Genomic DNA, 20031 nt, shown 5'->3' on the forward strand with positions numbered 1-20031 from the left:
TCCCCGACCGGGCGCCACCCGGGGTGCCGGGAATACTCCATGTGCGGATTTCGGCGATGTCCGGCGTACGGTGGTCCGGCCTGACGCGGGCACCACGGCGGAGAAACGCCACTCCGCAGCTCCACTCCCCGCTCCCCGAGGTGCCAGAACGTGATCGACGAACAGCTCCCTCCCGACCGGCCGGGGACGAGGCACACCGTTCTGGTCGTGGAGGACGACACCAGCATCCGTACGCTGCTGACCTCCGCGCTGACCGCGGCCGGCTACGCCGTGGCGAGCGCCGGCAGCGGGCAGGAAGCCATGTTCGAGGCGGGCAGTCGGCGGCCCGACCTGATCATCCTGGACGTGATGCTCCCCGACACCGACGGCTTCCACGTCATCCGCGACCTCCGCGCCCAGGGCGTCTACACCCCCGTGCTGTTCCTCACCGCCCGCACCGGCGTCGAGGACCGCATCATCGGCTTGAGCTCCGGTGGCGACGACTACGTCACCAAGCCCTTCCACGTCCAGGAGATCCTGCTGCGCATCCGCGCCATCCTGCGCCGCAGCAACACACCCCCGTCCGCCGGCTCCGCCCGGCCGCCCCTGCGGTACGCCGACCTCACCCTCGACGAGAGCAGCCACGAGGTGCACCGGGCCGGACGACCGGTGAAGCTGTCGCCGACCGAGTTCCGTCTCCTGGTCTGCCTGCTCACCCACCCCGAGCGGGTGCTGGAGAAGGCGGAGATCCTCCAGCAGGTGTGGCAGTACGGCTTCTCCGGTGACACCCGGATCGTGGACACCTACGTCAAGAACCTGCGCCGCAAGATCGACCAGGAGCCGCCCGCACTGATCCACACGGTCCGCGGTGTCGGCTACTGCCTGCGCCTGCCCCGTGACGAGTCCCCCACGACGCCGCGATGAGCCCGGTGAGCCGACTGCGGCCCCGCTCGCTGCGCGCCCGCCTGGTCCTGATCTCCGGGCTGCTGGCCACCGCCGCCGTCCTGGTGTGCCAGTTCGCCGGGCTCACCGTGTTGCGCGGCTGGCTCATGGACCAGGTCGACGACCGTCTGGGCCACTTCCGTCCCCCCGACCGCGTCTACGAGGACCTCGCCCGCGGAGAAGCCCTGCGTCCACCGCCGAACCCCGGCGACTCGCTGCCCTCGGACTACCGCGTCTACTTCTACGACCAGGACGGACGCCTGCTCGCCAGTTCCCTGGGAACCGGTGAGGAGCCGGGGCCACGCCTGCCCGGCCGGGCCACCGACCTCCGCCTGCCCTCCGGCAAGCCGAGCACCCTACCCGGGCAGGACGACAGCGGATCCGACTGGCGCGTCGTTTCCTACGCCGGACCCGGCCAGATGCGGTCCGTCGTCGCCCTCCCGCTCGACACCGTGGACGGCGCCACGACCAAACTGCTCTGGCTCAGCCTCGGCCTCGGCCTGGCCGTCGCCACCAGCGTGGTCGTCCTCGGCAACGGAGCCATCCGGCTGGGCCTGCGCCCTCTCACCCGCGTGGAACAAACGGCGCAGCAGATCACCGACGGGGCACTGGAACTCAGCGTTCCCGTCGCGGACCCCGACACCGAGGTCGGGCGCCTGGCGATGGCCCTCAACACCATGCTCGACCGGCTGAGGACCGCCCTGCGCCGTACGGAGGACTCGGAGCAGCAGCTGCGGAACTTCCTCGCAGACGCGGGCCACGAACTGCGGACCCCGCTCACCGCCGTCCAGGGCTTCGCCGAACTGCTGCTGACGGACCCTGCGATGGACGGCCCCCGCCGCCACGAGGCGCACACGCTCATCGCGCACAACGCCGACCGCATGAGCCGGCTCGTCGATGACCTGTTCCTCCTGGCCAAGCTAGGCCACACCCCCACCCCCCACCACGAACCCGTCGACCTGCTCTCGCTGGCCGCCGAGGCCATCGCGACCACCGCTGTCCGCCACCCCGGCCGCACGATCACCCTGGAGCCGCTCACGGCCGACCCCGCAGGGCCCGGCGCGGGGACCGCCGAGCTCGACGTCATCGAGGCACCGGGTGACCCTCATCAGCTCGCCCAGATCCTGAACAACCTCCTGTCCAACGCCTGCACCCACACCCCCGCGGACACACCGGTCCATGTCCGGGTCGGCTCCCGCACGGCCGATCGGCCGGGGGCTTCGGCAGGCGTGCCCGTCAGCGTCGTCGAGGTCGCCGACGAAGGGCCCGGGATCCAGCCCGACGCCGCCCCCCATGTCTTCGACCGCTTCTACCGGGCCGCGGCCCCGGACGGACTCACCGAACCGGGTTCCGGCCTGGGCCTCGCCATCGCCACCGCGATCGCCGCCGCGCACGACGGCCGCCTCGAACTGGACAACCGGCCGGGCGAAGGCTGCACCTTCCGCCTCCTGCTACCCCACCGGCCACCGGCACCGCACGTGGAAACGTGGTGAACCGGGCGTCTTCACAGCGGATCCAGAGCTGACGCAAACGCGTTTCCCATACCGGATTCCTAGCGTCGCCTCATGGCACGCCACAGGCACTCTTCCCCGTCCCGGATACCCCGCTACCTCGCGATCGGCACGGCGGCCGCGCTCATCGGTGCGATCGGCTTCAGCTACGCGGATTCGGGTCCGCAGACGGGCCGAAACCCCGTGGAGACGGCCGCTGCAGTGACCGCGCTACCGAGTCCGTCGGCGACGGCGTCGGCGCAAGACGACGCCCGGGCCGAGCTCGCGGCGGACGTCGAGGCCGCGGTACGGGAGGCTGTGGCGGGGGCCGGGGGGAACGCGGCCGTGGCGGTGCTGGACCTGTCCACGGGCACGAGCGCGTCCGCCGGCACCACTGAGACCGACGATCACGAGTTCGACACCGCCAGCATCGTCAAGGTCGATATTCTCGCCGCCCTGCTACTGCAGGCCGACGACGACGGTCGGGCGCTCACCGCTCAGGAACGCGCGTGGGCGACGGTCATGATCGAGAACAGCGACAACGCGGCGGCGAACGCCCTGTGGGACGCCATCGGCGGCGGGCAGGGGCTGGCGAAGGCCAACGCCCGGCTGGGCCTGACCGAGACCGTTCCCGGCGACGGGGCCTACTGGGGGCTCACCCGGACCACGCCGGATGATCAGCTGCGTCTGCTCCGGGCGGTGTTCGGCGAGGACTCGGTCCTGTCCGCGGACGCCCGGGAGTATCTGTGCGGCCTCATGGGCTCGATCGCGGCCGACCAGGACTGGGGCGTTTCGGCGGCGGCGGACGACCCCGGGTCCGCGCAGCTCAAGAACGGCTGGCTCGCGCGCAGCGGGACGGGCCTGTGGGTGACCAACAGCATCGGCCGGGTGGAAGTGGCCGGACACACCCTCCTGCTGGCCGTTCTGTGCGACGGCCAGAGGTCGCAGGAGTCGGGCATGGCCCTGGTGGAAGACCTCGCGATGGCGGCGAGCCGCCCCTTCGCGGACGCCGCAGTTGCCGGTGCCGACGAGTGACCGACCGGGCGGGCTCCGTACCGACGGCGCCCAGGGGTCGGCGGGCACGGTCCCTAGCGAGCCGGTGACGGGAGCGTCCGCAGCTCGTCCCCGGTCTTCAGAGTGACGGTCTTGCCGTCGGACGTCTTCACGGTGACGGATTCGCCGGTCACCTCGGTGATGGTGCCCTGGACGAGTCCGGGGTTCTGCCGAGCCCCGCCCGGGACTTGCTGCCCGGAGGGCTGACCCTGGCCGCCGCCCCGGCCAGGGAACCGGCCCTGCCCCGCGCCGGCAGGGGGCTGCGGCCCCTGCCCGAAGCGTCCGGTGGACGCTCCGGGCCCGGCTTCGGTGTTCTCCCGGCCCCAGTGGCGGTCGGCGTGGATGCCGCCGACGAGGCCGCCGACGCCAAGGACGCCGACGGCCAGGAACGTGGTGAGCAGGGGCAGCTTGGGCCGGGGCGGATGGGCGGCCAGCGCCTCTTCGAGGCTGCCCGCGAACGGCGAGGTCCTGAGGATGTCGTGGGGGTCGGTCTGCTCCGGCATGGGCGTGAGCATCGCCGGGCTCCCTGTGGATCACGTGGTCAGGAGCTGTGAATTCGCTGAGAGACTCAGACCTGCACCTCGACGGTCACCGCCTGACCCGCCCGGACCGTCGCCGGAAGGTCCGCCAGGGAGATGAGGACGGTGTAGCGGACGACCTGCGTCGAGGACTGCTGCATCCCTCCCCCCGTACCGCTGCCCGAGCTCTCCGACGCGACGGGGACCGGCGACACGGAGGAAACGCTGCCCTGGACGGTGGTGTTCAGGGCCCCGAAGGTGACCGTGGCCTTCTGGCCGTTGTTCAGCTTGACGATGTCGGCCTCGGTGAAGTCGGCGCTGACCTGCAGCGCGGACAGGTCGGTGAGGGTGAGGACCGTCGCTCCCCGGGACACGCTCTGGCCGGCCTCGGCGTCGAGCGCGGTGACCGTCCCGGCGAACGGGGCGACGATCTTCGTCCCGTCCACCGCGCGCTCGGCCTTGCGGTAGGTGTTGCGGGCCTTGACGTAGGACGCGTACGCCTTCCGGTAGCCCTCGCTGCCGCTTTCGGACTCTTCCAGGGTCTCGGAGGCGGCGAGGTAGGAGGCGTAGGCCGCACTGCGGCTCTCGACGGCCTCGGTGGAGTCGACCTGGGCCAGGACATCGCCCTTCTCGACCTTCTGACCGGCCTTCACCTTGAGCGTCGTGATCGTGCCCTCGGCCGTGAACGACAGCGAGCGGGAGGTGAGGCTCTCGACCGTGCCCGACGCGGACGGGCCCGTGCCGGCCTCCACGTCCGGAACGGTCGGGGACGGGTTCTTGGCCGACGGGGAGGGGGTGCTCCCGTCGGCGTGGGCGGGTATCGCCGCACTGCCCATCAGGACGGCCCCGAGCACGCCGTACATGGCGGCCATCCGGCGGCCGCCCCCCGCTGCCGGCGTGCGGCGCCTTCTGCCTGTTGCCATGGGTCAGCCTCCGTTCTGCCGACTGTTGCCGCCGGGGCCGCCGCCCTGCTGGGGTCGCAGCGACGCGCAGGCCTGCATCGCCTCCTGCTGCTCGGCCGACATGCTCGGCATGCCCGAGGGCCGCCCCGACGGCGCACCTTCGGGCATGCCGCTGGGCGCACCCTCGGGTCGTCCGCTCGGGACGCCCTCGGGGCGCTGGCCTCCCCCAGCGGGCATGGTCACCCCGTGCTCCTGGAGGCATTCCTGAAACGCCTGCATGGGGTCGGAGGAGGGCTGCTGCTCGGACTCGGTACTGCCGCAGGCCACGGTGGTCAGCAGCATCGCCGCCACCGCCGCCCCGCCCAGCATCCGCTTCACCAAGGTCATTGCTGTGCTCCGTCCGTCGGGGCAGGGGCAGGGGTCTGGGTCTGGGCCGGGGCCGGGGCCGGGGTCTGGGTCTGGGTCTGGGACCGGAGCATGACGGAGTCACCGGTTTTGATCTCGACGGTCTTCCCGTCCTGGGTCGTGAGCTCCACCACCCCGTCCTTGATCTTGCTGATGGTTCCGGAGGACATCCCTTGGCGTGACTGGCCGCCCCCGCCGGGCATGCCCTGCATCTCGCCCTGCGGCCGGCCACCGGCCATCTGGCCGCCGCCCGGCATCTGGCCCCCGGACGGCCGGGTGCCTGACGTGTCCCCGGCACCCTTCTCCACGTACACGCCGGCGACGAATCCGCCGACGGCCACGATGCCCGCGGCCAGGAACAGCGCCACCCCCGGCAGGCGCCGCCGCGCCGGTGCGGCCTTGAGGTCGGCGTCGAGGTCCCCGGCAAACGGGGAATCGGCAAGCACGTCGGTGTTTGGGTTCACTGCTCTGTCCTCACTCATGGCGCAGCGCCTCGATGGGCCGCAGACCCGCGGCCCGGTTGGCCGGGTAGCTGCCGAAGAAGAGGCCGATGGCGACCGACACGCCGAGCGCGAGGCCGATCGACCAGGGGGCGATCACCGGCTGTACGCCGACGATCTTGAACTGGCCGCCGACGACTCCCACGACGACCCCGAGTACTCCGCCGATCAGCGACAGGATCGTGGCCTCGGTGATGAACTGACCGAGGATGGCTCCGCGGGGTGCGCCGATGGCCTTGCGGATGCCGATCTCGCGGGTCCGTTCGGTGACGGTGACCAGCATGATGTTGGTGACGCCGATGCCGCCGACCAGGAGGCTGATCGCCGCGACCGCGCCGAGCAGGACGGTGAAGGTCTCGCTCGATTCGGCGACGGCCGATTGCAGGCTGGCCTGGTTGAAGACCTGGAAGTCGGTGCTGCCGTGCCGCTGGTTCAAGAGGGTGGTGACCTCGGCCTGCGCCGCGTCGACCGCGCCAGGGGTCTTGGCCTGCACGACGATCTGGCTGAGCGCGCCGTAGCTGGTGAGCGTGCCCTGGACCGCGGTGTAGGGGGCGACGGCGATGTCGTCGGCGTCCTGGAAGCCGCTCGACGACGAGCCGGACTCCGCCAGCACCCCGGTCACGGTGAAGAAGGCGCCGTTGACGTTCATCTTCTTGCCGATCGGGTCGACCCGGCCGAAGAGCTCCTCGGCCACGGTCTGGCCGATGACCGCGACCTTCGCGCCGGCGGCCACTTGCTCGGCGGTGAAGAGCGATCCGCGCTGGATCGTCTTGTTGCTCGCCTTGAAGTACGCCGGGTCGCTGCCGACGAACTGGCCGATGCTGTGGCTGGTCGTCAGGTAGGTCGTGGTCTGGGAGCTGGCGTTGACCACCGGTGAGGCGCTCTCGACCGACGGCGTGTTCACCGGGTCGACCAGAGCCTTGGCGTCTTCCACCGTGAGCTTCTTCGCCTGGGTACGCGGTCCCGTACCGCTCTGCTGCTGTGCTCCGGCTCCGCCCGGGCCGCCGACCTGGCGCGATCCGCCGCCGCCCTGTCCGGTGGTCGAGGTGGAGACGGTCAGCGCTCCCGCGCCGAGGCGGCTGATGCTGTCCTGGATCTGCTGGGAGGAGCCGTTGCCGACCGCGACCAGGAGGATGACGGCGCCCACGCCGATGAGGATGCCCAGTGTGGTCAGGCCGCTGCGGAGCTTGTTGGCGCCCAGGCCGCGCAGGGCGAACCGCAGGATTTCGAAGGGGTTCATTGTCTGCGGTCCTCCACGATGTCGCCGTCGACCAGGCGGATGACGCGCCTGGTGCGTTTGGCGACCTCGTCCTCGTGGGTGATCAGGACGATCGTCCGCCCGGATGCCGAGAGCTGGTCCAGGATGTCGAGGACATCGAGGGTCGATTTGCTGTCGAGGTTGCCGGTCGGCTCGTCCGCCAGCAGCAGGGCGGGAGCGGTGGCCAGGGCCCTCGCGACGGCCACGCGCTGCTGCTGTCCGCCGGAGAGCTCGTTCGGCTCGTGTCCGGTCCGGTCGGACAGCCCGACCATCTCCAGGGCCGCGAGCGCCCGCCGGCGCCGCTCGGCCGGCTTGACCCCGCCATAGGCCAGCGGGAGCTCGACGTTGGCGAGGGCCGTCATCCGGGGGATGAGGTTGAAGCTCTGGAAGATGAAGCCGATCTTCCTGTTCCGCAGGATCGACAGCTGCTGCTCGCTGAGCCCGCTGACGTCCGTGCCGTCCAGGAAGTACTGGCCGTCCGTGGGCACGTCGAGGCAGCCCAGGATGTTCATCAGAGTGGACTTCCCGGAGCCGGACTGGCCCATGATCGCGACGTAGTCGCCCTGCTGGACGGTCAGACTGGTGCCGCGCAGCGCATGGACGGTGGTCTCGCCCTGCCCGTAGACCTTGGTGAGATCGCGGACCTCGATGACGGGGGCGCTCATCGGCCGCCACCGCCGCCCGCGGCGCGACCGCCACTGCCGCCGGGCGCCATGCCGCCACCGCCGAGCCCGCCACCGCCCGGCACCTGCGCACCGCTGCCGCCCGTGCCGGTGGCGACCGTGATGCTGACCTGCTCGCCCTCCTTCAGGCCGGACTTGATCTCGGTACCGGAGCTGCCGGCGATCCCGACCGTCACGGTCTTCACGACCGGCTTGCCGTTCTCCAGCACGGTCACGGTGGTCTGCCCGCCGGCGCTCGTCACCGCGGCGCTCGGCACGTACAGGGCGTCCTTCACCTCGGAGACGGTGACCGTCGCACTGGCGGTCTGCCCGATCCGCACCTGGGCCGGCTTCTCCTTCAGGCTGACCGTCACGGCGAAGGTCACGACGTTGTTCTCGGTCGTCGGCACACTGTCGATCGCAGCGACCTCGCCCTGCGTCGTGACGCCCGACAGCGCCGCGAAGGTGACCGTCGCCGCCTGCCCCACCTTGAGCTGGGTGGCATCCGCCTCGGTGAACTTGCCCGTGACCTGGACCGCTCCCGGATCCGCGAGCTCGATGAAGCCGCTCGACGAGGAGTTGGCGGATCCCGAGGATCCCGAGGATCCCGAGGACCCCGAAGACGCCGAGGCTGATTCCCCGACGCTGCCGTTCACGGCGGTGACCGTCCCGTCGAACGGCGCGTACAGGACGGTCCCGTCGAGGGCCCGCTGGGCCGCGCTCACCGCGTTCTTGGCCTGCACGTAACTCGCGTTGCCCTGCGCGGTACTGGTGTCGCCGTCGGCGGCCACGGCCAACTGCGCCTTGGCGGAATCGAGCTCCTCCTGCGCCTCGGTCCGGTCCAGCTCGGCCAGCTTCTGCCCCTTCTTCACCGTGGCACCGACCGCGACGTGGACCTTCGACACGTTGCCCGAGCCGCTGAAGGCCAGCGCCCGCTTCGTCGCGCTCTCCACCGCACCGGACGCCACCACCGAAGCGGTCAGATCACCCCGCATCACGGCCGTGGTCCTGGTGGTGGCCGAGGCCGTGGCCCCGTCGTCGCCGAGCGACACGTACGCGAAGCCGATGCCCCCGGCCAGCAGCACGGCCAGCGTGCCGTTGACCAGGACAGCCCGGCCTCTCATCACAGATCCCATGGGTCGCAAGGCTGGCCCGCGCACCTGTGGCCTCAATAGCGGTTACATGTGAATCTGCCATGAGACACGTGCTGTGCATCCCTGCCGTGGCACTGCCTCAATGGGGATGTCCGACATCCTGGAGCGGAACGGCGTCGGAGGGCCCTCCGCTGCCCGACGGCTGCCCCCGTCCCGTCACCTTGTTCCTATACGGTGCGCCGGTACATCTGCCGGAGTGCGGTCGGGGAGCAAGTGATGGGCGCGGTGTCGGGGCCCGCGGGTACGGGCGAGCTGAAGCGGCACCTGGGTGTCTTCGACGCCGTGGTGATCGGCCTGGGGTCGATGATCGGGGCGGGCATCTTCGCGGCCCTGGCCCCGGCGGCCGGCGCGGCCGGGTCGGGGCTGCTGCTCGGCCTGGCACTGGCAGCGGTGGTGGCGTACTGCAACGCGATGTCCTCGGCCCGCCTGGCCGCCCGCTACCCCGCCTCCGGCGGCACCTACGTCTACGGGCGGGAGCGCCTGGGCGAGTTCTGGGGCTACCTCGCTGGATGGGCCTTCGTGGTCGGCAAGACCGCCTCCTGCGCGGCCATGGCGCTGACCGTCGGCTCCTACGTGTGGCCCGGCCAGGCTCATGCCATCGCCGTCGCAGCGGTGGTTGCGCTGACCGCCGTCAACTACGCCGGGGTGCAGAAGTCCGCGTGGCTCACGCGCGCCATCGTCGCCGTGGTCCTGGCCGTGCTGGCCGCGGTGGTGGTCGCGGCCTTCACCGCGGGCGACGCGGACGCCGCCAGGCTGGACATCGGGGACGATGCGACCTTCAGTGGGGTGCTCCAAGCGGCGGGCCTGCTGTTCTTCGCCTTCGCCGGCTACGCCCGCATCGCCACCCTCGGGGAGGAGGTCCGCGATCCCGCCCGCACCATCCCCCGGGCCATCCCGCTCGCACTCGGCATCGCACTCGTCGTCTACGCCGCCGTCGCCGTCGCCGTCCTGCTCGTGCTGGGCCCGCAGGGCCTGGCGGACGCCACGGCTCCGCTGTCGGATGCCGCACGGGCCGCAGGCGCGGACTGGCTGGTGCCCGTTGTACGGGTGGGTGCCGCGGTGGCCGCGCTCGGCTCGCTCCTCGCCCTGATCCTCGGGGTCTCGCGCACGACCCTGGCGATGGCCCGCGACCGGCACCTGCCGCACGCGCTGGCCGCCGTCCATCCGAAGTTCCAGGTGCCGCACCGCGCCGAACTCGTGGTGGGCGCGGTCGTGGCCGTTCTCGCCGCGACGGCCGACCTGCGCGGGGCGATCGGCTTCTCCTCCTTCGGGGTGCTCGCCTACTACGCCGTCGCCAACGCCTCCGCCTGGACGCTCACCCCGGACGAGGGCCGCCCGGCGCGGTTCATCCCTGTCGTCGGGCTGACCGGCTGCATCGTCCTCGCCTTTGCCCTTCCCGCCTCTTCGGTGATCTCCGGCGCGGCGGTTCTGGCCGCCGGCGCCGCCGCCTACGGGCTACGCCGTGCGGTGACCGCCCGCAAGGCGTAACCGCACCGCGACGTGCTCTCCCCGTCGGTGGATTGCCGCAGCTGCCCCTCTGCCTCGCGAGAGGATCTCGGCACCCGGTACGTCCCCGTCGGGAGAGGGCATCCCCGCATGGCACACCTCAGCACCTGGCAGGCGAAGCTGACCGCCACCGACGCGCCCGCCGCGACGGTTCTCATCCGCCTGTACGTCGGCGCGGTCTTCCTCTTCGAGGGCATCCAGAAATTCCTCTACCCCGACCAGCTGGGCACGGGACGCTTCGACAAGGTCGGCATTCCCGCGCCCGGATTCCTCGCCCCCCTGGACGGCGCCTTCGAGATCGCCTGCGGCGCCCTGATCCTGGCCGGGCTACTCACCCGGCTCGCGACGCTCCCGATGATCGTGAACATGCTCGGCGCGCTGCTGATCACCAAGCTGCCGATCCTCTGGGGCGACGCCCTGCTCTTCGACGCGAAGTCGGGCTGGTGGGACTTCATCCACGAATCCCGGACCGATCTCGCCCAACTGTGCGGCAGTCTCTTCCTGCTCATCGTCGGAGCGGGCGCGTACTCGGTGGACGCCCACCTCCACCGGACGGACGGACGGCACCGCGCCGACCGATGTGGAGCCCGCGCGTCGTTGACCAGATGCAGCGCCCATGGGCATGTGGATCAACTGTCGCTTTGTGGAGGCGAATTCCCTCCATCAGCAGCGAGAGTGACGCAGGTCACGTGAAATGAGTCTCGCGATCCGAGGCGGCATCGCGGCCATGCGGTGCAGGTGGTGCACGAAAAGCCCTCCGAGCAGGGCGTTTCCGCGAGTTGGGGCACGCGGAGGGCATGGTGGGGGCTGAGAGGTCTAGACAATGAAGAAGGCCCAGGTCGCTGACCTGGGCCTTCTTGCAAGAGCGGATGACGGGAATCGAACCCGCGCTATAAGCTTGGGAATCTATGGCGGGCGGGGTATCTGTAATGCGCCTGACCTGCGAAAACAGCCCGCTGAGGGAGCTGCCGCGAGGGTCTGCGCGTGCCCGTATGGACCGCTGTTCACCGCTCCGCAGGGCACGGATGGGGCACGTGTCTGCCGGATTGGCGGGATGGGGCATTTCCCCCACTCGGTAGGCGAATCGCCAAGGGTTGCTGCTGAGGGCCACGTGCCACAGAGGTAGATCGTGCGTCGCCGCGTCGGTGATTGCGCCTTGCCTCCCGAAAACGTGAGAGTTGACGCAAGGGGACCGGGGCGAGAGACTGGTTGCGTGTTCTCTCCTTGGTCCGTGAGAGGAGGCGCAAGGAGGCGGGCATGGAATTTCTGTCGGTGAAACAGGCTGCGGCCCTGCTCGGGGTGGACGACTCCCGTGTTCGTCAGTTGCTGCATGACGGAAAGCTCCAAGGGCAACGAGTCGGAGGTCGTTGGCTGGTCGCAGGGGACAGCGTCCGGGATCGCAAGGACCGTGGCCCTCGTTCGCGGAGACCGCTGTCGGCCCGCAATGCCTGGGGCGTTCTGGCGGTGCTGGACGGCCATCAGCCGGTGGGTCTGTCCGATGCCGAGAAGTCCCGGGTGCGGATGCGGTTGCGGAATCTCCTTGCCCACGGGCAACTGGCGCCGGACCTGCTCCAGGAGCTTCTTGCTGCCCGCGCCGAGGTTCGCTCGTACCGCGTTCATTCAGGCGTACTGCCGGTTCTGCTCGCCGCTCAGGATGTGGTGAGGGGGGGAGCGAGCGCCGCGGCGCAGGCGGGGGCGGACTACGTCGCTCTCGGGCGTGCGGAGATCTACGTACATCCCGACAGGCTTGACAAGCTGGAAGCCGAGTTCGGCATGGTCCGTGACGAAGGGCGGGGCAATGTCTCGGTCCGAATCCCCCCGGCGGAGATGTGGCCGTTCCTGACCTCAAGGTCTGAAACGCCCGGGCAGGGCCGTGACGTCCCCGCCTCAGTGGTGGCGGCCGACTTGCTGGACCGCCATGAGGGCCGAGCCGACGCTGCCGCAGCCGGGTTGCTTGAGTCTCTGCTGGCTCGCTACGCGCAGCCTCGGAAGGTGTGATCATGGCGGCTGATCTGCCCGACGTACGACTGGAGTCGGACCTGTTCACCAGCCCGCTGGTGGAGTTGTGGGGCGTGCTGTTCGACCTTGCGGAGCAGGTGCCGGACGCCTGGTCGCTGATCGGCGGGCAGATGGTGCTCCTGCACGGCCTGGAGCACGGTCGGACCCCACCGGCGGCGAGCGCCGACCTGGATGTCCTGGCTGACGTGCAGTCGGACCAGCAGAGCTTGCGCCGTTTGGTTGCGGCGCTGGAACGGCTCGGATTCTCCCCCGCCGGCATGTCGCCGCAGGGCAATCTGTTGCACCGCTATCAGCGCGGTGTGGAGCCACAGCGGTTGGTGGTGGATCTGCTGGCGCCTGACAACCTCGGCCCCCGTGCAGACCTCACAACGACGCCGCCCGGTCGCACGCTGGAGGTGCCAGGGGGCCGTCAGGCTGCGCGGAGAACCGAGGCTGTGAGTGTGCGACTGGGGCCGCGGACCGGCCGGATCCGTCGCCCCAGCCTGTTGGGGGCGATCGTGGCGAAGGCTGCAGCGGTGAGCATCAAGACCGCTTCACCGGAGCGGCACTACCGCGATCTGGCGTTCTTGCTCTCGTTGCCCGCCAATCCACTGCAACTCAGAGATCAACTCGACAAGGGCGACCGTAAGAAGCTCGCGTTCGCGAAGGCCTTGAGCGAGCCGCAGCACGCAGCTTGGCGTCAACTGGCCGACGAGGGCGCCCGGGCGGACGGCCAGGCCATGTACGCGTTCTTGTCTCCGCCTGTGACGACGTGAGAACAGCCGAAGGCCCGCGACCTCGTCGCCGTCAAGGTGGTGCACAAGTGGTGCGGGACTCCTGAATAGGTCTAGGCAACACAAAAGCCCCAGGTCATTGACCTGGGGCTTTGTCGTGGAGCGGATGACGGGAATCGAACCCGCGCTATAAGCTTGGGAAGCTCATGTTCTACCATTAAACTACATCCGCATAGGCGTCCAGTTGTCTGGAGCGCTATCGTTTCTCACCCTACCCCATGATCTACCCCTGGTGAATTCGTCCCGGGAGTGGTGTCGCGTGTGGGATGCACGGAGGGGCGTGGGGGCGGGAGTTGGGGCGTACCGTGTGCGTGCGGAGCGGCGGCTGGAGTGGGTCTTGTTCATCCCCTAATGTGGCGATTCATCGCAGTACGGCTGGTTGGGGAAAGGGACTCGATGGAGCACACCGTCGTCCGTTGTGCCGAAGGGCACGTGTTCAGCACCGCTTCGTTCCCGCTGCAGCACCTCGGTGCCGGCCGGATCGGGCCGGGTCGGCTGCTGAGGTGTCCGCGCTGTGCGCGGCTGCGGCATGCCGTGCCCGTGGGAGCGGCGCCGAAGCGGTAGACACCCGGCGCGCGGGTTCCGCCTCGATTGGGGCGGCCCGCGCGCTCTGCGTATCCTCGGGACGTGCTTCTCTCTGATAAAGACATCCGGGCCGAGATCGACAGCGGACGGGTTCGCATCGACCCCTTCGACGAGTCGATGGTGCAGCCCTCCAGTATCGATGTACGTCTCGACCGGTTCTTCCGGGTCTTCGAGAATCACCGGTACGCGCACATCGATCCCGCGGTCGAGCAGTCCGACCTGACCCGGATGGTCGAGCCCGAGGGTGACGAGGCGTTCATCCTCCACCCGGGTGAGTTCGTCCTCGCGTCGACCTACGAGGTCATCTCGCTGCCCGACGACATCGCCTCCAGACTGGAGGGGAAGTCCAGCCTCGGACGGCTGGGGCTGGTCACCCATTCGACCGCCGGGTTCATCGACCCGGGTTTCTCCGGGCACGTGACGCTGGAGCTGTCGAACCTCGCCACGCTGCCGATCAAGCTCTGGCCGGGTATGAAGATCGGACAGCTGTGTCTGTTCCGGCTCAGCTCGCCCGCGGAGTTCCCGTACGGGAGCGAGAGGTACGGATCGCGGTACCAGGGCCAGCGCGGCCCGACGGCCTCGCGGTCCTTCCAGAACTTCCACCGGACCCAGGTGAGGCACGAGGCATGAGTGACGGAGTGAGTGAGGGAGTGAGCCGCGGAGTGCGCGAGAACCTTGATTACGAGGGATTCGGGCGGGCCGTGCGCGAGCTGGCGCAGACCATCGCCGACGACGGCTACGAGCCCGACATCATCCTGAGCATCGCCCGCGGCGGCGTCTTCGTCGCCGGTGGTCTGGCGTACGCGCTCGACTGCAAGAACATTCACCTGGTGAATGTCGAGTTCTACACCGGGGTGGGGACCACCCTGGAGATGCCGGTCATGCTGGCTCCCGTGCCCGAGGCGATCGATTTCACCGACAAGAAGGTGCTGATCGCCGACGACGTCGCCGACACCGGCAAGACGCTCAAGCTGGTGCACGACTTCTGCCTCGGGCACGTCGCCGAGGTCCGGTCCGCCGTGATCTACGAGAAGTCCCACTCGCTCGTGAAGTGCGAGTACGTGTGGAAGAAGACCGACGAGTGGATCGAGTTCCCGTGGTCGACGCAGCCGCCCGTCGTGAAGCGTGAGGGGCAGGTTCTCGACGCCTGACGTGAGGCGTGGGACGTGAGATGTGAGAGGGGGCCCGCCGCGCGGTGTGCGTGGCGGGCCCCTCTGCGTGTGCGCGTGCGCTAGATCGTGCCCAGCTTGATGATCGACAGCAGGGCGATCAGCTGGATCGCCGACGCGCCCAGGGCCTTCGGCCACGGCAGGTCGTGCGATTTGCTGATCAGGGAGACGAAGAGCGCCCCGGCCGCCACCCAGGTGGCCCAGCCCAGGATCTGGACGAGCATGTTGTCGCCGCTCAGGAACATGGCGAACAGCAGGCGCGGTACGTCCGTCAGACTCACGACCAGCATCGACAGGCCCACCGTCGGCTGCCAGGCCCCGTCGCCGCCCAGCTGGCGGGCCAGGGTGTGGGTGACGGCTCCGAGGATCAGGCCGCAGATCACGAAGGCCACGCCCGCCGAGAGGACGATCGGTACGGCCTGGGAGAAGGGGCTGTCGATGACGTCCTTGCGGGCGTCGTCGAGGCCGAAGACCGCGAGCGTGCCGTAGAGGAAGGTCAAGATCAGCGCCGGCCCCCAGACGGCGTAGTCGCGCATCTGCAGGAAGGTCTGGCCCGGGCGGGTCACGATGCCGCGGAGCAGCTCCTTCCACGGCAGCCGCGGCCCGGTGGGGCCGGCGGCCTGGGCGCCCGCCTGGTAGGTCGCGCCCTGGTTGTACGAGTACGGGTCCTCGCCGATGGCGAAGGCCTGCGTGTACCCCGGTGAGTCGCCCGGGCCGCCGGCTCCCTGGGCGGGGGGACGGCCGTAGCCGTATCCGTGGTCGTGCCCCTGCCCCTGGCCCTGGCCCTGGCCCTGGCCTTGACCCTGGCCGCCGTGGCCGCCGTGCGGGTCGAAGTATTCGGGCTCGCCCTGGTCCCCGGGGGCGCCCTGCTGAGGCCACTGCTGGGGTGGGTAGGGCTGCTGGCCGTACGGCGGCGGCGCCTGGGGCGCCTGCTGCTGACCGTACGGCTGCTGCCGCGGAGGTTGTTGCGGGGTGCGGTTGTTGTCCCGGCCGCGTCCGATCCTGAATCCAGCCACGTGATCGAAAGTACCCGCTCCGGAGCCGATGGAGGGCCGGGGTGCCGGAAGAAGCCCCCTTTGCGGCTGAGCTGTGACATCCCCTAGGGGGTACCTGGAGGGCCTTCTCAGGGTGGGTTACGTGGCTGCGCGGCAGTCTGCTGATCCCTGTTACATTTCCGACTGAATACGGACATACCGGCTCCGTAAGTTCGTTGACGCAGCCACCGCAACGAAGCACGAACGAGCACGAGAAGAGCCCCGTCATGCGTAGCCCGCACCGTCGTCGCACCACCCTCCGTACCGCCGCCGTCGTGGCCGGTGCGGCCGCCGTCCTCGCCCTTCCGGTCGGGTCCGCCTTCGCGGATTCCCCGGCGGTACCGGACCAGCAGGTCCTGCCCGGCGTCGAGCAGCCGACCGTGGACCCGCAGCAGCCGCAGGTGGACCCGACCGTCCCGCCCACCACGCCCCCCACCACGCCGCCGACCACCCCGCCGGTGAAGCCTTCCGTCCGGGCCTACGTGACGACCGTGAAGCTGGCCGACGGATCGGTCGCCCGGGTCTACCAGATCGGTGAGGGCCACTTCGAGGCCGAGATCTTCGCCGGTGGCACCAAGCTGGACACCCTGGTCAGCAAGGACGGCAAGGCCGCCCGCGGCCAGAACAACGGGCTGCACGTAGTCCTCCAGCCGAACGGCACCGTCACCTCGTGGGTCGAGGGCGCGACCAAGCCGGTCGAGAAGCCGAAGCCGGTGGAGGAGCGGGAGAACTCCGTCCAGGTCGCCATGCCCGACGGGCGCAACGCGCGGCTGATCGACGGCCCGAACGGCAAGCGCGTCGAGCTCTCGATGCCGAACGGGAACCTCCTCGGGACCATCGACCTGAAGCACCCGACCGCGACGAACGACGGCTGGACGTACAAGCTCGTCCAGGACGGGAAGCGCGTGAAGTTCGTCGTCATCGACGGCAAGAACGGCGGAAACAGCTGGGTCTACGACTTCACCAGCGGCAAGCTGATCGCGACCTACAAGGTCGACAAGGCCGACAAGGGCGGTTCGAAGGACGCGAAGCCCGTCGCCAAGCCGGTCGCCAAGCCGGTCGCCAAGCCGGTCGAGAAGAAGGCCGTGGAGCGGGTCGTGCCGAAGGGCGGCGTGAAGGCCGGCGCGGAGGGTGTCGCTCCGGTGTCCGACCACGCCGACGGCACGCTGCTGCTCGCCGCCGGCGGGGGCATGGCGGCGGTGGGCGCCGGGGGCCTCGGCTTCGCGATGCTGCGCCGCAGCCGGTCCGACCAGGCCTGACCCGGACCGGCCCGGACCCCGGACCCCGAACACCGGAACGGCCCGCCCCCACAGGGGGCGGGCCGTTCCGGTGTTCTGTGCTGCGCGGGCTACTTCGCCTCGGCGCCGGTCCCCGGCTCCGTGGGTGCCTCGGCGGGCTCCTCCGCCTTCGGCGAGGGCTCCTGGGCCTCGGCCGGGGCCTCTGCCTCGGCCTTCACCGGTGCCTCCGCCTTCGGAGCAGGCTCCGCAGCCTTGGCCGGTGCCTCCGCCGCGGCCTTGGGCTCCGTGGCGGCTTCCGCCTTGGGCTCGGCGACGGCCTCGGCCTTGGGCTCGGCGACGGCTTCCGCCTTGGGCTCGGCGACGGCCTCGGCCTTGGGCTCGGCGACGGCTTCCGCCTTGGGCTCGGCGACGGCCTCGGCCTTGGGCTCGGCGACGGCCTCGGCCTTCGGCTCCGCCACGGCCTCCGCCGCAGGCTCCGGCTCGGGCTCCTCCACCGGCTCCGGCGTCTTCACCGATTCCAGCAGCAGCTGCGCCACGTCGACCACCGTGACGTGTTCCTTCGCCTGGCCCTCGTTCTTCTTGCCGTTCACCGAGTCGGTGAGCATGACGAGGCAGAAGGGGCAGGCGGTGGAGACGATGTCCGGGTTCAGGGACAGGGCCTCGTCGACGCGCTCGTTGTTGATGCGCTTGCCGATCCGCTCCTCCATCCACATCCGCGCGCCACCGGCGCCGCAGCAGAAGCCCCGCTCCTTGTGGCGGTGCATCTCCTGCTGGCGCAGGCCCGGTACGGCCGACATGATCTCGCGCGGCGGCGTGTAGACCTTGTTGTGCCGGCCCAGGTAGCAGGGGTCGTGGTACGTGATGAGCCCGTCGACCGGCGTCACCGGTAGCAGCCGGCCCTCGTCGATCAGGTGCTGGAGCAGCTGCGTGTGGTGGATGACCTCGTACTCGCCGCCCAGCTGCGGGTACTCGTTCGCGATGGTGTTGAAGCAGTGCGGGCAGGTGGAGACGATCCGCTTGGCCGACTTCGGCTTCTTGGTCGACTCGTCCTCGTCGTCCTCGCCGAACGCCATGTTCAGCATCGCGACGTTCTCCGAGGCGAGCTGCTGGAAGAGCGGCTCGTTGCCCAGGCGGCGCGGGGAGTCACCCGTGCACTTCTCGTCGCCGCCCATGATCGCGAACTTGACGCCCGCGATGTTCAGCAGCTCCGCGAAGGCCTTGGTGGTCTTCTTCGCGCGGTCCTCGAGGGCGCCCGCACAGCCGACCCAGTACAGGTAGTCGAACTCGGAGAGGTCCTCCGCGTCCTTGCCGATGATCGGGACCTCGAAGTCCACCTCCTTGGTCCACTCGACGCGCTGCTTCTTGGCCATGCCCCAGGGGTTGCCCTTGCGCTCCAGGTTCTTCAGCATCGTGCCGGCCTCCGACGGGAAGGCGGACTCGATCATCACCTGGTAGCGCCGCATGTCGACGATGTGGTCGATGTGCTCGATGTCCACCGGGCACTGCTCGACGCACGCGCCGCAGCTCGTGCAGGACCACAGGACGTCGGGGTCGATGACCCCGTTCTCCTCGGCCGTGCCGATCAGCGGGCGCTCGGCCTCGGCCAGGGCCGCGGCCGGGACGTTCGCGAGCTGCTCCGGCGTGGCCTTCTCGTTGCCCTCCATGTCCTTGCCGCCGCCGGCCAGCAGGTACGGGGCCTTGGCGTGCGCGTGGTCGCGCAGCGACATGATCAGGAGCTTGGGGGAGAGGGGCTTGCCCGTGTTCCAGGCGGGGCACTGCGACTGGCAGCGACCGCACTCCGTGCACGTGGAGAAGTCGAGGATGCCCTTCCAGGAGAACTGCTCGACCTGGGAGACGCCGTAGACATCGTCCTCGCCCGGGTCCTCGAAGCTGAGCGGCTTGCCGCCGCTCGTCATCGGCTGGAGCGCACCCAGCGCGACGGCGCCGTCGGCGTTCCGCTTGAACCAGATGTTCGGGAAGCCGAGGAAGCGGTGCCAGGCCACACCCATGTTGGTGTTGAGCGAGACGACGATCATCCAGATCAGCGAGGTGCCGATCTTGATCATCGCGGTGAGGTAGATGGCGTTCTGCAGCGCGCCGAGCGACATGCCCTTGAAGGCCAGCACCAGCGGGTACGAGACGAAGTACGCGGGCTCGTATGAGTTCACGTGGTGGATCGCGCCTTCGAGGCCGCGCAGGCACAGGATCGCGAGGCCGATGGTCAGGATGATGTACTCGACGAAGTACGCCTGCCAGGCCTTCGAGCCCGCGAAGCGGGACTTGCGGCCGGCCCGCGAGGGCAGCGACGCGAGGCGGATCCCCATCAGGACGAGGATGCCGACCACCGTCATCAGGCCGATGAACTCGATGTAGAGCTCGAACGGCAGGAAGCCGCCGATGATCGGCAGCACCCAGTCGGCCTGGAAGAGCTGCCCGTACGCCTGCACCAGCGTGGGCGGCAGCGTCAGGAAGCCGATCGCGACGAACCAGTGCGCGAAGCCGACGAGGCCCCAGCGGTTCATCCGGCTGTGGCCGAGGAACTCCCGGACCAGGGTGATCGTTCGGGACTTCGGGTCGTCCGTGCGGCTGCCTGCCGGCACGGGCTGTCCGAGCTTCACGAAACGGTAGATCTGCGCCACGGCTCGGGCGAGCAGCGCGACGCCGACCACGGTCAGGACCAGCGACACGATGATCGCGGCGAGTTGCATGGGAAGGCTCCTCGGGCGGCACTTACTAAGCGGTAACTTATCCAGTCAAGGCTTGAGGTTACCCAGTCCCGACGCCGCAATGTAGCCGAGCGCGCGGTGATCTGCGTCGCTCGCCCCCGCCGCGACGGGCCGCGTC

At 69.9% G+C, this 20031-nt stretch carries 19 protein-coding genes and 1 tRNA gene; 10 read left to right on the forward strand and 10 right to left on the reverse strand.

Features of this window, described 5'->3' with window-relative positions:
- The first annotated feature begins 150 nt into the window (after window positions 1-150).
- The 3 genes from OG435_RS24480 to OG435_RS24490 all read left to right on the forward strand — a co-directional run bounded on the left by OG435_RS24480 (window position 151) and on the right by OG435_RS24490 (window position 3446).
- Window positions 151-903, forward strand: coding sequence for a response regulator transcription factor (locus OG435_RS24480; protein WP_266879742.1), 753 nt, complete (start codon window positions 151-153; stop codon window positions 901-903).
- Complete coding sequence (locus OG435_RS24485) at window positions 900-2414, forward strand: sensor histidine kinase (protein WP_266879744.1); 1515 nt, start codon at window positions 900-902, stop codon at window positions 2412-2414. The genes OG435_RS24480 and OG435_RS24485 overlap by 4 nt, the downstream gene beginning before the upstream one ends.
- 72 nt (window positions 2415-2486) lie before the next feature.
- Window positions 2487-3446 (forward strand): serine hydrolase, encoded by a 960-nt coding sequence (locus tag OG435_RS24490; protein ID WP_266879746.1) that lies wholly within the window; start codon window positions 2487-2489, stop codon window positions 3444-3446.
- A gap of 53 nt (window positions 3447-3499) precedes the next feature.
- On the opposite strand, the gene OG435_RS24495 is transcribed toward OG435_RS24490, so the two are convergent.
- The 7 genes from OG435_RS24495 to OG435_RS24525 are packed head-to-tail and all read right to left on the reverse strand — an operon-like array spanning window position 3500 to window position 8833.
- On the reverse strand, window positions 3500-3979 hold the full coding sequence (locus tag OG435_RS24495) for a hypothetical protein (RefSeq protein WP_266879747.1): 480 nt from the start codon (window positions 3977-3979) through the stop codon (window positions 3500-3502).
- A gap of 53 nt (window positions 3980-4032) precedes the next feature.
- Window positions 4033-4905: an efflux RND transporter periplasmic adaptor subunit gene (locus OG435_RS24500; RefSeq protein ID WP_266879749.1), complete on the reverse strand. Its 873-nt coding sequence runs from the start codon at window positions 4903-4905 to the stop codon at window positions 4033-4035.
- Window positions 4906-4908: 3 nt separating this feature from the next.
- Window positions 4909-5271, reverse strand: coding sequence for a hypothetical protein (locus tag OG435_RS24505; RefSeq protein WP_266879751.1), 363 nt, complete (start codon window positions 5269-5271; stop codon window positions 4909-4911).
- On the reverse strand, window positions 5268-5753 hold the full coding sequence (locus OG435_RS24510) for a hypothetical protein (RefSeq protein WP_266879753.1): 486 nt from the start codon (window positions 5751-5753) through the stop codon (window positions 5268-5270). The genes OG435_RS24505 and OG435_RS24510 overlap by 4 nt, the downstream gene beginning before the upstream one ends.
- Window positions 5754-5763: 10 nt before the next feature.
- A complete protein-coding gene (locus OG435_RS24515; RefSeq protein WP_266879755.1) occupies window positions 5764-7029 on the reverse strand; it encodes an ABC transporter permease in 1266 nt (421 codons plus the stop codon).
- Window positions 7026-7712, reverse strand: coding sequence for an ABC transporter ATP-binding protein (locus OG435_RS24520; RefSeq protein ID WP_266879757.1), 687 nt, complete (start codon window positions 7710-7712; stop codon window positions 7026-7028). The genes OG435_RS24515 and OG435_RS24520 overlap by 4 nt, the downstream gene beginning before the upstream one ends.
- Window positions 7709-8833 (reverse strand): efflux RND transporter periplasmic adaptor subunit, encoded by a 1125-nt coding sequence (locus tag OG435_RS24525; protein ID WP_266879759.1) that lies wholly within the window; start codon window positions 8831-8833, stop codon window positions 7709-7711. Before OG435_RS24525 ends, OG435_RS24520 begins: the two co-directional genes overlap by 4 nt.
- 246 nt (window positions 8834-9079) lie before the next feature.
- Here OG435_RS24525 and OG435_RS24530 point away from each other — a divergent pair, with 246 nt between their 5' ends.
- The 4 genes from OG435_RS24530 (at window position 9080) to OG435_RS24545 (ending at window position 13143) form a co-directional block, all read left to right on the forward strand.
- On the forward strand, window positions 9080-10351 hold the full coding sequence (locus OG435_RS24530; protein ID WP_266879761.1) for an APC family permease: 1272 nt from the start codon (window positions 9080-9082) through the stop codon (window positions 10349-10351).
- 108 nt (window positions 10352-10459) lie between these two features.
- The gene (locus OG435_RS24535) at window positions 10460-11062 is read left to right on the forward strand and encodes a DoxX family protein (protein ID WP_266879763.1); all 603 of its coding nucleotides are present in this window, start codon (window positions 10460-10462) and stop codon (window positions 11060-11062) included.
- A gap of 564 nt (window positions 11063-11626) precedes the next feature.
- Window positions 11627-12367, forward strand: a complete 741-nt coding sequence (locus OG435_RS24540) for a helix-turn-helix domain-containing protein (RefSeq protein ID WP_266879765.1) — start codon at window positions 11627-11629, stop codon at window positions 12365-12367.
- A gap of 2 nt (window positions 12368-12369) precedes the next feature.
- Complete coding sequence (locus OG435_RS24545; protein ID WP_266879767.1) at window positions 12370-13143, forward strand: hypothetical protein; 774 nt, start codon at window positions 12370-12372, stop codon at window positions 13141-13143.
- 116 nt (window positions 13144-13259) lie between these two features.
- Here the strand turns inward: OG435_RS24545 and OG435_RS24550 are convergent.
- A tRNA-Gly gene (locus OG435_RS24550) sits at window positions 13260-13333 on the reverse strand.
- Window positions 13334-13788: 455 nt separating this feature from the next.
- Here OG435_RS24550 and dcd point away from each other — a divergent pair.
- Together dcd and OG435_RS24560 are read left to right on the forward strand one after the other, a co-directional pair.
- Window positions 13789-14376, forward strand: a complete 588-nt coding sequence (gene dcd / locus OG435_RS24555; RefSeq protein ID WP_243330723.1) for a dCTP deaminase — start codon at window positions 13789-13791, stop codon at window positions 14374-14376.
- The gene (locus OG435_RS24560) at window positions 14373-14897 is read left to right on the forward strand and encodes a phosphoribosyltransferase (protein ID WP_266879770.1); all 525 of its coding nucleotides are present in this window, start codon (window positions 14373-14375) and stop codon (window positions 14895-14897) included. Before dcd ends, OG435_RS24560 begins: the two co-directional genes overlap by 4 nt.
- Window positions 14898-14977: 80 nt before the next feature.
- On the opposite strand, the gene OG435_RS24565 is transcribed toward OG435_RS24560, so the two are convergent.
- Window positions 14978-15931, reverse strand: a complete 954-nt coding sequence (locus OG435_RS24565; RefSeq protein ID WP_266879772.1) for a Yip1 family protein — start codon at window positions 15929-15931, stop codon at window positions 14978-14980.
- Window positions 15932-16176: 245 nt separating this feature from the next.
- On the opposite strand from OG435_RS24565, the gene OG435_RS24570 reads away from it, so the two are divergent.
- Entirely contained in the window at window positions 16177-17208 is a 1032-nt protein-coding gene (locus tag OG435_RS24570) for a hypothetical protein (protein WP_266879773.1), read from the forward strand.
- An 89-nt stretch (window positions 17209-17297) separates the two neighbouring features.
- On the opposite strand, the gene OG435_RS24575 is transcribed toward OG435_RS24570, so the two are convergent.
- A complete protein-coding gene (locus OG435_RS24575; RefSeq protein ID WP_323187894.1) occupies window positions 17298-19895 on the reverse strand; it encodes a (Fe-S)-binding protein in 2598 nt (865 codons plus the stop codon).
- Window positions 19896-20031: the final 136 nt, after the last annotated feature.

The sequence above is a fragment of the Streptomyces sp. NBC_01264 genome (assembly GCF_026340675.1).
Lineage (GTDB): Bacteria > Actinomycetota > Actinomycetes > Streptomycetales > Streptomycetaceae > Streptomyces.